This is a genomic window from Clostridium senegalense, from assembly GCF_018916625.1.
Taxonomy (GTDB): domain Bacteria; phylum Bacillota; class Clostridia; order Clostridiales; family Clostridiaceae; genus Clostridium_J; species Clostridium_J senegalense.
The window spans coordinates 177,840-193,435 of record NZ_JAHLNC010000002.1 but is presented as its reverse complement, the minus strand read 5'-3'; the positions used below and the strand labels follow the sequence as shown (position 1 = coordinate 193,435).

The following is a 15,596-nucleotide window of genomic DNA, read 5'->3' as shown; positions in this document are numbered from 1 at the left end:
TTTATATGCCTAAAAACTATATATTTAGGGAAAAATACACTTATATGGTTTTAAGATTTATATTAAAGATATAAATAGATATATAAATGTTACGTTGAAAAAAGTAAAATTAAATTTTGCATTTTAATGAGTATTTTAGGTATGTTAAATTGAGTCGATAGTTTTTTATAAATCTTATTTATAAATTAATAAAGGAGCGGATAATTTTGAGTGAGTATATTAATGAAATAAAGAAAAGAAGAACTTTTGCTATAATCTCTCACCCTGATGCTGGTAAAACAACACTTACAGAAAAATTACTTTTATATGGTGGAGCTATAAGAATGGCTGGTTCTGTTAAAGCTAGAAAGGCTTCTAAACATGCAGTTTCAGATTGGATGGAAATAGAAAAGAAAAGAGGTATTTCTGTTACATCATCAGTAATGCAATTTGGATATAATGGATTTTGTATAAATATATTAGATACTCCAGGTCACCAAGATTTTAGTGAAGATACATATAGAACTCTTATGGCAGCGGATAGTGCAGTTATGGTACTAGATGGAGCTAAAGGTGTAGAGGCACAAACAAGAAAATTATTTCATGTTTGTAGTATAAGGGAGATTCCTATATTCACATTTGTAAACAAAATGGATAGAGAAACTAGAGATCCTTTTGAATTAATGGAAGAGTTGGAAACGGAGCTTGGAATAAAATCTTATCCAGTTAACTGGCCAATAGGTGTTGGAATGCATTTTAAAGGGGTTTACGATAGAGAAAAAAATGAAATAGAAATATTTAATGAAGGCGATCATGGTCAAAAAGAAATTACAGGTACAAGAATATCTTTAGATGAGACAGAAAAAGTTATAGAAATTATAGGAGAAGACCTATATGAAAAACTATTGGAAGACATAGAACTTTTAGATGTAGCCGGAGAAGATTTTGACTATGAAAAAGTTAAAATAGGAGAACTAACACCAGTATTTTTTGGTAGTGCTTTGACTAATTTTGGTGTTGAACCATTCTTAGAACATTTCTTAGAGTTAACAAGTACACCACTTGGTAGAAATTCTGATAAAGGAGTTATAGATCCTCTATCAGACGATTTTTCAGCTTTTGTATTTAAGATACAAGCAAATATGAACAAGGCACATAGAGATAGAATTGCGTTTATGAGGATTTGTTCAGGAAAATTTGAAAAAGGCATGGAAGTATTCCATGTTCAAGGAAAATCTAAAATAAAATTGGCACAACCTCAACAATTTTTAGCTCAAGATAGAGAAATTGTTGACAGTGCATATGCTGGAGATATAATAGGTGTATTTGATCCAGGCATATTTAGTATAGGGGATACACTATGTAGTCCTAAAAACAAAGTTAAATTTGAAGGAATTCCAACTTTTGCACCGGAACACTTTGCAAGAGTTAGAACTGTAGACACTATGAAAAGAAAACAGTTTACAAAAGGAATAACTCAGATTTCACAAGAGGGAGCTATTCAAGTATTTAAAGAATTACATATTGGTACAGAACAAATAATAGTTGGTGTTGTAGGAGTATTACAATTTGAAGTTCTAGAATTTAGATTAAAAAACGAATATAACGTAGATATAAAAATGGAGATGCTTCCATATAGAAATATTAGATGGATAGAAAAATCAGAAGTTCCAGCTGAAGATTTAAGTGTAACAAGTGACACTAAAGTAGTAAAGGATTTTAAAGATAGAGATCTTTTAATATTCCAAAATGATTGGGGAATTAGTTGGGCTTTAGACCATAATAAGGGTCTAGTATTATCAGGAATAGCTCAAAATGAATAAAAAAAACCTAGAAATGGATATATAATCTGTTTCTAGGTTTTTTATTTTAATATTGTATTGCAAAACACTTTGTATTGTAGTACTATAATTTATGAAAATATAAATAAAGGATAAATTGTAACGATACAATAAATAGGAGTGATAAGAGATGGGGAATAAATTAGAAACTAAAGTTACATCTAAAACTAATGTTAATTCAATTGTACAAGTTGGAATGATGGCTGCTATAGTATATGTAGCAACTAGTTTAATACACGTTCCTTCTGCGTTTGGTGAAGGAGTACTACACTTAGGAGATAGTGCTGTGTATTTAGCTGCAATATTATTAGGAAAAAGAAAAGGAGCATTAGCAGGTGGAATAGGTATGTGTTTGTTTGACTTACTTTCTCCGTATGTAGTTTGGGCACCATTTACTTTTGTTATAAAAGGGTCAATGGCTTATATAGCAGCTACACTTGCCTATAGAAAAGGTTATGAGGGGAAAAATTTCATGAATAATTTATTTGCATTTATTGTAGCTGGAATAGTAATGATAATTGGATACTTTTTTGCAGGATGGATATTATATGATTTACCAAATGCAATAGCATCTATTGCAAATAATGTACTTCAAGTTTCAGCAGGAATGGTTATAGCATTGCCTTTAAGCACAATGATAAAAAAACGTTTAAGATTTTAGTTAAATATAAATCTTATTAATCTATACTTTTATCTTAAACTGTTTAAAGTTTTTATTATATAAAAAAATTTTAAATGACATGAAAATGTAATGGATATGTCAAAAGATTGACACATAAAGGTATTAAAATATAACTGTAATTTAAAATTTGTTCAAGCATATTTAAAAGATAAGTCCCCCTTATAGTTTAATTATTGCTGAACTTAACACATAAAATATATGTTAAAATTTTAAACATCACACATCCCGAAAAAAGGTAGACCTAAAGCTACCTTTTTTTATTTTATATTTTATATAAAATAAAAAGAGAGCATAAGCTCTCTTTAATTTCAACTTTATTATCTATTGAAGTTGTTTCTGTTGTTTTTTCTAGCTTTTCTGCACTCTGGGCATCTTACAGGATCATTTTCGAATCCTTTTTCTTTGTAGAAAGCTTGCTCTCCTTCAGTAAATATAAATTCGTTTCCACAATCTTTGCAAGTAATAGTCTTATCAGCCATTGTACTTACCTCCTTTAAATCTAAGGACTAATTAAACATGGGATTATCTTATTTCCTTGATTAAAGGAGTTACTGGATAAAAGCCTTGTTAATTAATCTTTTTTATATATAGAGTTTTAAACTCTAAGAATATTATAACATAATTAATAGATTATACAATAGAAATTAGAAAAAAATTATTAAAATTTTAGCTATAAAAGTCACTATTTTCAATGGATTATTTAAGCGTAAAAATATTAAAAAATAAAAAAATTTGTTGTTTAAGTCAATTTAATAAAGCTATTGCATAAAATATAAATAACATAGATTAATTGTAAAAATTTATGTTGTTTATATATAGGGAAACAAGCTCACATTTAAATTTATTCAATAATTTTAAAATATTTTTATACAAAATACAGTGTTAAATTCTAAGCAATTCAGAGAATGTATCACTATTTTTTATATCTAAATTTAGGGATTAATAATTTTAAAAGTTAACTTGAAACTTTATATATTAACTCAATTTATTTGTACTTTTTCTATTGAAAAAGATTTAAGATAAAAAAGTTTAAATGTGCCTTTATTAATTTAAAATTTTAGTTTAGAATGAAATAAAATTAAAGCCAACTATTAATAAATTTTAAATAGTGGATAGTTATGGGTTTATTAAATTATAGAGTTGGTTTATAACTTATCTGAATAAGGAATGATTATATGGATGTAAGAAAAGTAAAAACTTTGCTTAAAAAAGAAGAAGGAACTAAGCTAGATTTTAAAAGAAAGATAGACATATATAGTGAAAGTGGCAAGAAAGAATTAGCAAAAGACGTATGTGCTATTGCAAATTCTAGAGGTGGAAGAGGATATATCATCATAGGAGTAGAAGATAAAAGTAAAGACATAGTAGGGGTCTATGATGAAAGATTAGTTGAAGAGAAAGTTCAGCAAATCATAAGTTCAAGATGTGAACCACCTATTCCAGTATCCTTAGAATTTGTGAAGTATAAAGGTAAGAGACTAGGTGTAATAATTATATATACTAGCGAACAAAGACCATATCAAATAAGGGAAAATGGAGCTTTCTATGTAAGACGGGGTTCCACTACAGATACAATGAGAAGAGATGAAATAATATCCATGTTTAGTAGCTCTTTAAGTTTTAATATTGAAATAACACCATTAATTAATAGTTCAACTAAGTCATTGATGACACCAAGAATATATCGGTATTTTAAATTGAAAGGGTTTGAATTTAATAAATCAAACCTAGAAGAACTTATGGAGGATGCTGGTATAATTTATACAAATAAAGATAATGGAAAGAAACTTTTAACACTAGGAGGAGCTTTGATTTTTTCTAATATACCAAGTATTTATGTACCACAAAACATGATAAAGATAATAAATAAATTAGGAAATAGAAAAAATGAAGTAATTATTATAGAAGGAAATTTATTAAATATGATAAACGAATCAGAAGAGATTCTTTTAAAAATATTGCCTAAGGAATATCCTAAAAAAACGGTTATTGAAGCAGTTAATAATGCAATAATTTATAGGGATTACAGTATATATAATAAATTTATAGAGGTAATATTAAGTGGGAAAAGTGTAGTTATTTCAAGTCCAGGATGTTTACTTAAAACTTTTGATAGTGGAAAAGTTTTATATGGCAAAAGGAATATGTGGCTTTATGAAAAGATAATAACGTTAGATGATAGAGGCAGGTTTTTAAAAAGAACATCTGGGTTTGCGATAATAAAAAAATCTTTTAGAAAAAAAGGAAAAGTCCATTTTATAAATGATGAAGAAAAAAATTTATTTAAGGTAGTGTTGCCAGGAATAAGAAATTTTACAAATAATTTATTGTTTAAAAATTCTGAATAATATATAATAAGAGTAACAAAATTTAAATTATTAAAAAAAAATATATATGATATTAGTAAATAAGATTTAATCAATTCAAAGGTTTGGTAGATAAACTATATTAAGTAGGCATAATTTATAGGCACAATAAAATCAAATAATAAGTCTGGAGGCGTTTATGATGATTAATGTATTCTGTAACGAAAAAGGTTCAGGTAAAACAAAGGCTCTAGTTAACTTAGCAAATGAGAAGGCTTGTAAAGCAAAAGGCAACATTGTGTATATAGATGATGATAATAAAATGCTTTTTCAACTGGATAGAAATATAAGATTTGTATGTGCAGAAGATTTTAAATTGAAAACTGCAAAAGAAATTGAAGGTTTCTTGTGTGGTATAGTTTCACAAGACTATGACGTTGAATATGTTATGGTGGATGGTATAATGAAAAAGGTTGATATAGAAGAGATGCCAAAACTATTTGATAAAATAAAATATTTAGTTGACAATCATAATATAAAATTTTATATAAATATAAGTGGTAATAGCGAAGAGTTGCCAAAAGAAGTACAAAAATATGTTGTTGAAAAACAATAAAATTTAAAAAAGTCTTGCAATTAATAAAGTAAAGTGATATCATAACATTTAAATCAATAAATTTTAGAGGCAATGAAAGAAAAAAGTAATTATGAAAATCATGCAGAGAGCTGATGGTTAGTGTAAATCAGTTGATGGAAATAGTGAAATACATTCTGGAGCTTTAGGCTGAAATAATAGTAGGCTGTTACGGTTATCCTTACGTTATAAGGAAAGAGAGGATTTTCTTTAAAATTTTAAAAGAAAATCAATTTGGGTGGTACCACGGAAAATTTCGTCCCTAGTTTTTTAAAAACTAGGGACTTTTTATATTTTGTAGAAAAACATATGTTATACAAAAAATTAATGTATTTTAAACAAATTATATGATAAAACTTGGAGGAATTTTTATGACAAACAATGTATTTGATGTTCTTAAAGAACGTGGATTTTTAAAACAATTAACTCATGAAGATGAAATGAGAGAAATATTAGGAAAAGAAAAAGTAACTTTTTATATAGGATTTGACCCAACAGCAGATAGCTTACATGTAGGTCACTTTATAGCAATGATGTTTATGGCTCATATGCAAAGAGCTGGACATAGACCAATAGCTCTTGTTGGTGGTGGAACTGCAATGATAGGTGATCCATCTGGTAGAACAGATATGAGAAAAATGCTTACAAGAGAAGATATAGATAGAAATGTTGCTGGAATAAAGAAACAATTATCTAGATTAATAGATTTTAGTGATGGAAAGGCTATATTAGAAAATAATGCTGACTGGTTGTTAGATCTTAACTATGTAGAATTTATAAGGGATATTGGAGTTCATTTTTCAGTAAACAGAATGTTAACTGCTGAATGCTTTAAACAAAGAATGGAAAAAGGATTATCATTCTTTGAATTTAACTACATGTTAATGCAAGGATATGATTTCTTAGTTCTAAATAAAAAGCATAATTGTACTATGGAACTTGGTGGAGATGATCAATGGTCAAATATATTAGCTGGAATGGATCTTATAAGAAGAAAAGAAGGAAAGCCAGCATATGGAATGACTTGTTCATTATTAACAAACAGTGAAGGTAACAAAATGGGTAAAACAGCTAATGGAGCACTTTGGCTAGACCCTGAAAGAGTTTCACCATTTGAGTTCTACCAATACTGGAGAAATATTGCAGATGCTGATGTTGAAAAATGTTTATCATTATTAACATTCTTACCAATGGATGAGGTTAAAAGATTAAGCTCATTAGAAGGTGCAGAAATAAATAAAGCGAAGACAGTACTTGCATATGAAGTTACAAAACTTATACATGGTGAAGAAGCAGCTGAAAAAGCTAAAGCAGCTGCAGAAGCTTTATTTAGTGGTGGCGTTGATATGTCCAATGTTCCAACAGTTACAATATCAGAAGATATGGCAGAAAGCGGAATATTAGATATATTAGTTCATACAAAGATTGTTCCATCAAAAGCTGAAGGAAGAAGACTTATACAACAAGGTGGATTAACAATAAACGAAACTAAAATAGATGATGTAAATGCTAAGTTTTCTAAAGACTTCATTAAAGAAGATGGATATGCATTAATAAAAAGAGGAAAGAAAAAATTCTATAAATTAGAAATAGCTTAATATAAAGATTTAATTTTAAAATATTGTTGTTAATTGAGATGATTAGGAAACATTTTATAAAGGCGTATAGTGGAAAGTTTAAGAAAGAGACAAATTCTTCTTTTCTTTAATTATCCATTAATACAATTTCTTTATTTGAAACGAAGATGACTATTCCTTTTAATAAACTTTTATGTTAAAAAAGGAATGGTCATTTTTATTTATAAACATAAAAAATAATTAAAGGAGTGTGTTAAAAGTGGATAATTTTATTGTATATCAAAGTAAGGGCAAACAATTAAGTATAATGTTCTTAGCCATTGTTATGTTGGTCATAGGAGCCTTTTTGTTGTTTTTTGGAATAACAGCAGAAGAATCAGTTAATTGGTTATGTTTAATTATTGGAATTGTAAGTGTGGTTTTTTTTGGTTATTGTTTATTTTTTATTTTAAAGGAGTTATTTGTTGGTAAAGAAATTGTAGTAGTTAATAAAGAGGGTTTTTACGATCGTTCATCAGCGTTATCTAAGAAAAATGAACTTATAAAATGGGAAGCGGTAGAGTCAATTAAAATTGTTTCAGTGACAGGACAACAGTTTGTTTCTATTTATTTAATAGATTCAGATGTATATTTAAAGTCTATTTCTGGTTTAAGAAAAAAAGCAGTACAAGCTAATTTAAAATTAGGTACAGGACATATTAATATAAATATGCAAAGTGCAAAAAATGTTTCAATTGAAGAATTATATGATGTTATGAATGAATTTTGTTTAACTTATAGTAAAAAAGCCTAACAGGCTTTTTTTTATTGGGTTTTTACAATAGAAAATCATTACAAAGGAATTTTTTTATTAAAAATATAATTTAATTACATAGTAAACGATAATATTATATAAGTAAGTATTTAAAAAAGAAGTTTTTTAGTTTAAGTAATTTATAAAACTAATAATTATTAATTTTATAAATTTATATCTAATAAATTTTAAATAGATTGGGGGAGAAGGTATGTCTGGAACAGGAGTTTGGAGAATAGAGGCATTACAAAATGCATCAACTCAAGTTAATAGAAATAAGAGTACTTTTAGAAAAGGAGAAACTTTTACAGCTAGAATCCTTAATATAAATAAAGAAAGTGGAGAAGTAATTGTAAGATTATTAGATGGAAGACAGTTTCCAGCGAGGATAGATACTAAGATAGAAAATAGTTTAATAGACAATTATTTATTAAAATTTATAGTAGATGATTTTAAGGAAAACAAATTAATATTAAGTTTAAATAGCAATATTGAAAATATAAATGATAAAAACATAAATAAATCTGAAAAAGAAATATTATTTAAAATAATAAAAAATTTAGGATTAAATATTTCAAAAGGTGATGAAAATTTAATTAAAGAAATGATTAAATTTAATATACCTTTGACACAGGATAACTTAGATGAAGTTAAAAATTTGTTAGATTTTAAAAGTAAAATTATTGAAAACCCTCAAGAAGAAGATAGATTTATTGATAAGTATTTAGGTGCAAAAAATATATCGGTAAATAGTGAATTAGGGGTCAAAGTTAAAGCTATATTAAAAGATTTTTTTGTATCTCTTAAAACTTTAGATTTAAAATCAATACTTATGATGAAAGAAGAAAATATTCCTATAAATAAAGAAAGTATAACTAGCTTTAATATTTTGAATGAAGAAAACAATGTTATTAGTAAGGATATAAAAGAGTTTGAACAAGCTTTATACAAAGAAAGAGGAAAGGTTGATATTAAAGAAGAAAATTTTAATAAGGCAGATGTGACATCTAAAAATAAGATAGAAGAAAAAAGTAATATAAAAACTAGTGAATATATATCTAAGAGTAATATCATAGAAAAAGATGTTAAGAATGAAGTAATAAAAGAAAATAGTAGAAATTCCAATGTTTTAACATTAGAAAAAGAAGAAATTATTAATAAAGAAATTACCGAAAAATTTAAATTGCCTATGCATGAGTCAATTAAAAAAGAAATTAAAGAAAAAATTACGCAAATGCAAGATTCTATATTATCAATTATTAAGGAAAAAGAAGATAATCCAGAAAAATTTGCTAAGGTAATTAAATTTTTAGAAGGAAAAATGCAAGATTTTAAAATATTTAATACATTAAGTAATGACTATTATTATTTAAATGTGCCTATGAATGTAAAAAATAAAGATTATGATTGTAAGCTTGTAATCAAAGATGAAAGAGGAAAGGGTAAAAAGCTTGACTCAAAGAATATGAAGATTGCAACAAGTATAAAAACCTTAAATATGGAAGTTATAGATGCATATATATCTGTAAACAATTGTTATGTAAACATTGATATACAGGCTCAAAAAAAATTTATGGACGTAATAGAGAGAAGTAAGGATGAACTGTTAAATAATTTAAAAAATTCACCATATTCTTTTGAGATTTTGGTAAATGAAAAAATAGAAAAATTTACATTGAGTAACTGTAGAAGTTTCTTTAATGATGAAAGTATATCCACTTTAGATTTAATGGTATAAATTCGCTTTGTAAAATATAAAAAATATAGTATAATTACATCTATGTATGTTGTAAGGATAATATTAATTAATAGGGTGTGGTAAGTGTGGAGAGTAAAAAAAAGGCTGCTGCATTAAAATATGATTTGGGAAGTTCTGCACCTAAAGTTACAGCAGTTGGAATGGGGCATATAGCAGATAAGATAATAGAGCATGCAAAAGAAGCTGAAGTTCCAATAGTTGAGAATAAGGAGCTTACAAACCTTTTAACTAATGTAAACGTTGGTGATGAAATTCCAACAGAATTATATGATGTAGTTGCAAAGGTAATTGCATATGTAATGGATGTTGATAATAGGATGAAAAAGTAGGTGAAGGCGTTGGCATTATATGCAATATCAGATTTGCATTTAGGTTTTAATAGTGAAAAACCTATGGATATTTTTGGAGAAAAGTGGTTAAATCATGATGAAAAGATAAAAGAAAATTGGTTAAAAACAATATCAAATGAAGATGTAGTGCTTATAGCAGGAGATATATCTTGGTCTATGAAAGTTGAAGAAGGAAAACTAGATTTAGACTTTATAAACAATTTACCAGGAAAGAAAATATTGGTTAGAGGAAATCATGATTATTGGTGGAGTGGTATAAAGAAACTAAACTCTATGTATGATAATATGAATTTTATTCAAAATAATTATTTTCAATATAAGGATTATGCTATTTGTGGAAGTAGAGGATGGATAACACCAATAAATTCTAAATTTACTACACATGATAAAAAAATATATGATAGAGAAATTATAAGATTAAGATTGTCATTAGATTCTGCAAAAAAAGATGGATTTGAAAAAATTATTGTAATGTTACATTATCCACCGACAAATAATATTGAAGAAGAAAATGGATTTACAGAGATTTTAAAGGAATATAATGTAGAAAAGGTTATATACGGTCATATTCATGGAAGTGGTTTGAATTATGCATTTGAAGGTGAAAAAGATGGAATAAATTATATTTTAACTTCTTGTGACCATATAAACTTTGAACCTTTAAAGATACTATAATATTTTTTATGAAATTATAAAAATTTTTATAAAGAATATATCGAAATAAAAAAAGTTCGATATATTCTTTTTAGGTTTTTAATTTTTACTTTATTCTTAAATAAATGTAATATTCATTAGCAATTTTAATAAATACAAAAATAAATTAAGATAATGAAGGATTATTAAGAAAACTATTATTTGTGTACATTAGATAAAGGGTTATAGAATTAAAGAAGTGAAAATTTAATTGCTCAAGATACTATTATAATAATATCTTGAATTTAAATATAATTTTGGAATATAATTTAAAGATGTTTCTTTTAAAGATAATCTAGAATTTAAGGTATTTTTGACAATATCCTCATTTTTGAGGATAGTCTCAACTTACAGTATATAGATTTGGAATATAATTTTAAAAACTTATATAGGGATAAAAGTTGAAAGTTTAACTTATGCATCAAAATTTTTATTTCGAATTAGAGAGGTTAAAAGTCATAAAAATCAAAAGTTGAAATATGAGTAAAGTGAGTAGTAAATATAATAGCTATCCACTTAAAAATAATGTGTGTTTTACTTAAACTAAAGTATAAGTAAAAATTAAAATTTGTAACCCTATAGGTTTAGAAATTAATAATTTTTATAGAAGAATAGACAATTTAATATATATCCGTGGTGATAGTATAAGTAAACTAGGGAGTGATAATAAAATGAGTAATTTAATACATTTAGGAGTTGACATAGGTTCTACTACCGTAAAAATTGTGGCACTTGATAAAGAAGAAAGAATACTTTATAGCAAATATAATAGGCATTATTCTAATATAAAGGAAAGTATACTTACCCTTATAAGTGAGTGTATTGCAAATTTTTCTAAAGATAGTAATTTTACAATAATGATAACTGGTTCCGGTGGATTATCTATTTCTAAGTGGTTGAATATAGGATTTACTCAAGAAGTTGTTGCATGTAAAGAGGCAATAGAAAAATATATAAGTGAAACAGATGTTGCAATAGAACTAGGTGGAGAAGATGCCAAAATAACATATTTTTCAGGCGGTATTGAGCAGAGAATGAACGGAACATGTGCAGGGGGAACTGGAGCATTTATAGATCAAATGGCTGCACTTTTAGAAACTGATGGAGCAGGTTTAAATGAACTGGCTAAAAATTATAAAGTTATATATCCAATAGCAGCAAGATGTGGAGTTTTTGCAAAAACAGATATTCAGCCACTTTTAAATGAAGGGGCAAGAAAAGAAGATATTGCAGTGTCTATATTTCAATCAGTGGTTAATCAAACAATTAGTGGATTAGCTTGTGGAAGACCAATAAGAGGTAAAGTAGCGTTCTTAGGGGGACCGCTATATTACTTATCAGAGTTAAGGGAAAGATTTATAGATACATTAGATATAAAAAGAGAAGATGTAATATTTCCTAGCAATTCTCAGATATTTGTAGCCATAGGTGCAGCAATTTGTTCAAAATTTGAAACAGTGTTCAAATATGAGCAGCTATTAGAAAAAGTGGATTTAATTAGTAAGTATCAAGATAAAGAAATAAATAGATTAGAGCCTCTTTTTAAAAGTGAAAAGGAAATAGAAAAATTTAAAGAAAGACATAGCAAAGCAAAAGTAATAAGAAAATCATTAAGTGAATATAAAGGTAATGCATATTTAGGATTAGATGCAGGTTCAACAACTACAAAGGCAGTTTTAATAACAGAAGATGGAGAAGTTTTATATTCATATTATGGCAGTAATAATGGAAATCCTATAAAACAAATAAAAAAAATATTAGAAGATTTATATAGCAAAACTAATAATAATATTTTAATAAAAGGTTCTACAGTAACTGGTTATGGTGAAGCATTAATAAAGACAGCGTTTAAAGTTGATTATGGTGAAGTGGAAACTATAGCTCATCAGAAGGCAGCTGAATTTTTCTTGCCTGGGGTAGATTTCATTTTAGATATAGGTGGACAAGATATGAAATGCCTTAGCATAAAAAATGGAGTTATAGAAAGTATAAAATTAAATGAAGCTTGTTCATCTGGATGTGGTTCATTTATAGAATCTTTTAGTAAATCTTTATCTTTAACTATAGAAGATTTTATAAAAGGGGCGATGTATAGCAGAAATCCTGTAGATTTAGGATCAAGATGTACTGTATTCATGAATTCGAGAGTAAAACAGGCTCAAAAGGAAGGAAGTTCAGTAGGAGATATAGCAGCAGGTTTATGTTATTCTGTTATAAAAAACGCTTTAAATAAAGTTATAAGAGTCAAAGATGAAAAGGATTTAGGTGAAAAAATTATAGTTCAAGGTGGTACATTTTATAACGATGCAGTGCTTAGGTCTTTTGAATCAATATCAAAAAGAGAAGTAGTAAGACCAGATATAGCAGGATTAATGGGAGCATTTGGAGCTGCTTTAATAGCAAAAGATCGTAGTGAGAATAAAGAAGAAAGCACAATAATAAAATTAAAAAATTTAAAAGAATTTACAATAGAAACCAGTATGAGAAGATGTGGTGGATGTGGTAATAATTGCTTATTAACTATAAATAAATTTAATGATGGAAAAAGATTTGTTTCTGGTAATAGATGTGAAAAGGGTGATAATAGTAAAGCTCAAAATAACAATATACCTAATTTATTTGAATATAAATATAATAGAGTATTTAACTATAGACCTTTAGATAGAGAAAATGCCAAAAGAGGTGTTATTGGAATTCCTAGAGTTCTTAATATATATGAAAATTATCCATTCTGGCACACATTCTTTACTAAATTAGGATTTAGTATACAACTATCTTCAAGATCTTCAAGAAAGGTATATGAATTAGGAATAGAAACAATACCATCAGAATCAGCTTGCTATCCAGCTAAGTTGGCTCATGGGCATATTATAGATTTAATAAATAAAGATGTAGATGCTATATTTTATCCTTGTATTATGTATGAAAACAAAGAACAGGAAGAAGCAACAAATCAGTTTAATTGTCCAATGGTTATATCTTATCCAGAAGTAATTAAAAATAATGTAGATTTGTTAAAAGAAACAAATACTAAATTTATTAATCCATTTTTAACTTTAGGAAATATTTCTAAACTAAAAAAAGGATTATATATAGCATTACAAGAATTTAGCATAGGCAGAAATGAAATTAATGAGGCTGTTGATAGAGCTTGGCATGAAGTTTTGGAGTTTAAAAAAGATATAAGGAAAAAAGGTGAAGAAACACTTAAATATTTAAGAGATAACAATAAAAAAGGAATAGTTTTAGCAGGAAGACCATACCATATTGATCCAGAAATTAATCACGGAATAGATAAGCTTATAACAGGATTAGGAATAGCTGTACTTACAGAAGACTCTGTTGATCATTTGGAAAAAGTAGATAGACCATTAAGAGTTGTAGATCAATGGACATATCATTCAAGATTGTATGCAGCAGCTAGCTTTGTATGTAAAGAACCTAATTTAGAATTAATTCAGCTTAATTCCTTTGGGTGTGGATTGGATGCAGTAACCACTGATCAGGTTCAAGAAATATTGAAAGGATATGGAAAAATATATACAACTATTAAAATAGATGAAGTTAATAATTTAGGAGCTGTTAGAATAAGAGTTAGATCTTTAAAAGCAGCAATGAAAGATAGAGAAAAACAAAATATAGATTATAAACAAGTTGAAAAAAGCAATGAAAGAGTTATTTTTACTAAAAAAATGAGAAAAAATCATACTATTTTAGCACCACAAATGGCACCTATTCATTTTAAGCTTTTACAAGGTGCAATATCTTCTTGTGGATATAATTTAGAAGTATTGCCTTCAGTAGATACTAAGGCTGTTGATGAAGGGCTAAAATATGTTAATAATGATGCATGTTATCCATCTATAATAGTAATAGGTCAAATAATAAGTGCTTTAAAATCAGGAAAATATGATGTTGATAATACATCAGTTATAATAAGTCAAACTGGTGGTGGATGTAGAGCAACTAATTATATAGGATTTTTAAGAAAGGCATTAAAGGATGCTGGATTAGAAAATGTTCCTGTAATTTCGGTAAATGCTTGTGGCTTAGAAAAAAACCCAGGGTTTAAATATAGTCTAGAAATGGCTAGAAAGGCAGTTATTGCAGTAATATATGGTGATTTATTTATGCAATGTATGCTAAGGGTAAGACCTTATGAAAAGATAAAGGGAAGCACAAATCAGTTATATGAAAAGTGGAACAATATTATAAAGCAACAAATATTTAATGGTGATTATAAAAAGTTAAAGGAAAATATAAAAAATGTGGTTCGTGATTTTGATAATTTAGAAATAAAGGATTTAAATAAACCAAAAGTCGGGGTTGTTGGAGAAATATTAGTAAAATTTCATCCTACAGCTAACAATAATATTGTAGATATTCTAGAAGAAGAAGGGGCAGAAGTTGTTGTTCCAGATTTAACAAATTTCTTCTTATATTGTTCTTATAATGGTAAGGTGAATTTTGAAAATAATTTAGGAGGAAAGACTAGCGATATAGTTGGTGATATAATTATTAAATATGTGGAAAATTACAGGAAATATGTTAGAGAAGCTTTAGATAAAAGTAAAAGATTTACATCACCTTGTAGAATTGAAGAGTTAGCAAAAGAAGCAAAGAATATACTTTCTCTTTGCAATCAAACAGGAGAAGGTTGGTTCTTGACAGCAGAAATGATAGAGCTAATAAAAAGTGGAACTAAAAATATAGTATGTATGCAACCATTTGCTTGTTTACCAAACCATGTTACAGGAAAGGGTATGATAAAAGAGTTAAAAAGACATTTTGAAGATGCTAATATAGTTCCTATAGATTATGACCCAGGAGCAAGTGAAGCTAATCAATTAAATAGAATAAAGCTTTTATTATCAATATCAAAGAAAAATATGGAACGTGATTATTTACAAACTTTAGATGAAGTTGCAGCAAGTACTAAAAGAGATTAAATTTATAAAAAATGTCACAAAGTGATTTATATC

At 27.0% G+C, this 15,596-nt stretch carries 11 protein-coding genes and 1 other annotated feature; of the genes, 10 read left to right on the top strand and 1 reads right to left on the bottom strand.

Translation table 11 applies throughout. The annotated features are described in order from the left end of the window. Window positions 1-206 precede the first annotated feature (206 nt). Entirely contained in the window at window positions 207-1,802 is a 1,596-nt protein-coding gene (locus KQI36_RS06140) for a peptide chain release factor 3 (RefSeq protein ID WP_216450112.1), read from the top strand. Between the two features lie 148 nt (window positions 1,803-1,950). Next, a complete protein-coding gene (locus tag KQI36_RS06135; protein WP_010294340.1) occupies window positions 1,951-2,481 on the top strand; it encodes an ECF transporter S component in 531 nt (176 codons plus the stop codon). Between the two features lie 338 nt (window positions 2,482-2,819). Here the strand turns inward: KQI36_RS06135 and KQI36_RS06130 are convergent, their stop codons facing one another. Beyond that, window positions 2,820-2,981: a zinc-ribbon domain-containing protein gene (locus KQI36_RS06130; protein ID WP_010294339.1), complete on the bottom strand. Its 162-nt coding sequence runs from the start codon at window positions 2,979-2,981 to the stop codon at window positions 2,820-2,822. A 696-nt stretch (window positions 2,982-3,677) separates the two neighbouring features. On the opposite strand from KQI36_RS06130, the gene KQI36_RS06125 reads away from it, so the two are divergent. The 8 genes from KQI36_RS06125 (at window position 3,678) to KQI36_RS06090 (ending at window position 15,563) form a co-directional block, all read left to right on the top strand. Continuing rightward, the gene (locus tag KQI36_RS06125) at window positions 3,678-4,850 is read left to right on the top strand and encodes an AlbA family DNA-binding domain-containing protein (RefSeq protein ID WP_216450110.1); all 1,173 of its coding nucleotides are present in this window, start codon (window positions 3,678-3,680) and stop codon (window positions 4,848-4,850) included. Between the two features lie 157 nt (window positions 4,851-5,007). Then, window positions 5,008-5,424: an ATP-binding protein gene (locus KQI36_RS06120; RefSeq protein ID WP_244991506.1), complete on the top strand. Its 417-nt coding sequence runs from the start codon at window positions 5,008-5,010 to the stop codon at window positions 5,422-5,424. Between the two features lie 63 nt (window positions 5,425-5,487). Continuing rightward, window positions 5,488-5,709 (top strand) — a binding site (T-box leader). Between the two features lie 104 nt (window positions 5,710-5,813). Continuing rightward, window positions 5,814-7,040, top strand: coding sequence for a tyrosine--tRNA ligase (gene tyrS / locus KQI36_RS06115; RefSeq protein ID WP_010294336.1), 1,227 nt, complete (start codon window positions 5,814-5,816; stop codon window positions 7,038-7,040). A 238-nt stretch (window positions 7,041-7,278) separates the two neighbouring features. Beyond that, complete coding sequence (locus KQI36_RS06110) at window positions 7,279-7,812, top strand: STM3941 family protein (protein ID WP_061994126.1); 534 nt, start codon at window positions 7,279-7,281, stop codon at window positions 7,810-7,812. Window positions 7,813-8,023: 211 nt separating this feature from the next. Next, entirely contained in the window at window positions 8,024-9,550 is a 1,527-nt protein-coding gene (locus KQI36_RS06105; protein WP_216450108.1) for a hypothetical protein, read from the top strand. Window positions 9,551-9,636: 86 nt separating this feature from the next. Next, window positions 9,637-9,900 (top strand): EscU/YscU/HrcU family type III secretion system export apparatus switch protein, encoded by a 264-nt coding sequence (locus KQI36_RS06100; RefSeq protein ID WP_216450107.1) that lies wholly within the window; start codon window positions 9,637-9,639, stop codon window positions 9,898-9,900. Between the two features lie 9 nt (window positions 9,901-9,909). After that, a complete protein-coding gene (locus KQI36_RS06095; protein WP_216450364.1) occupies window positions 9,910-10,596 on the top strand; it encodes a metallophosphoesterase in 687 nt (228 codons plus the stop codon). Between the two features lie 689 nt (window positions 10,597-11,285). Then, window positions 11,286-15,563, top strand: coding sequence for a 2-hydroxyacyl-CoA dehydratase (locus KQI36_RS06090; RefSeq protein WP_216450105.1), 4,278 nt, complete (start codon window positions 11,286-11,288; stop codon window positions 15,561-15,563). Window positions 15,564-15,596 lie beyond the last annotated feature (33 nt).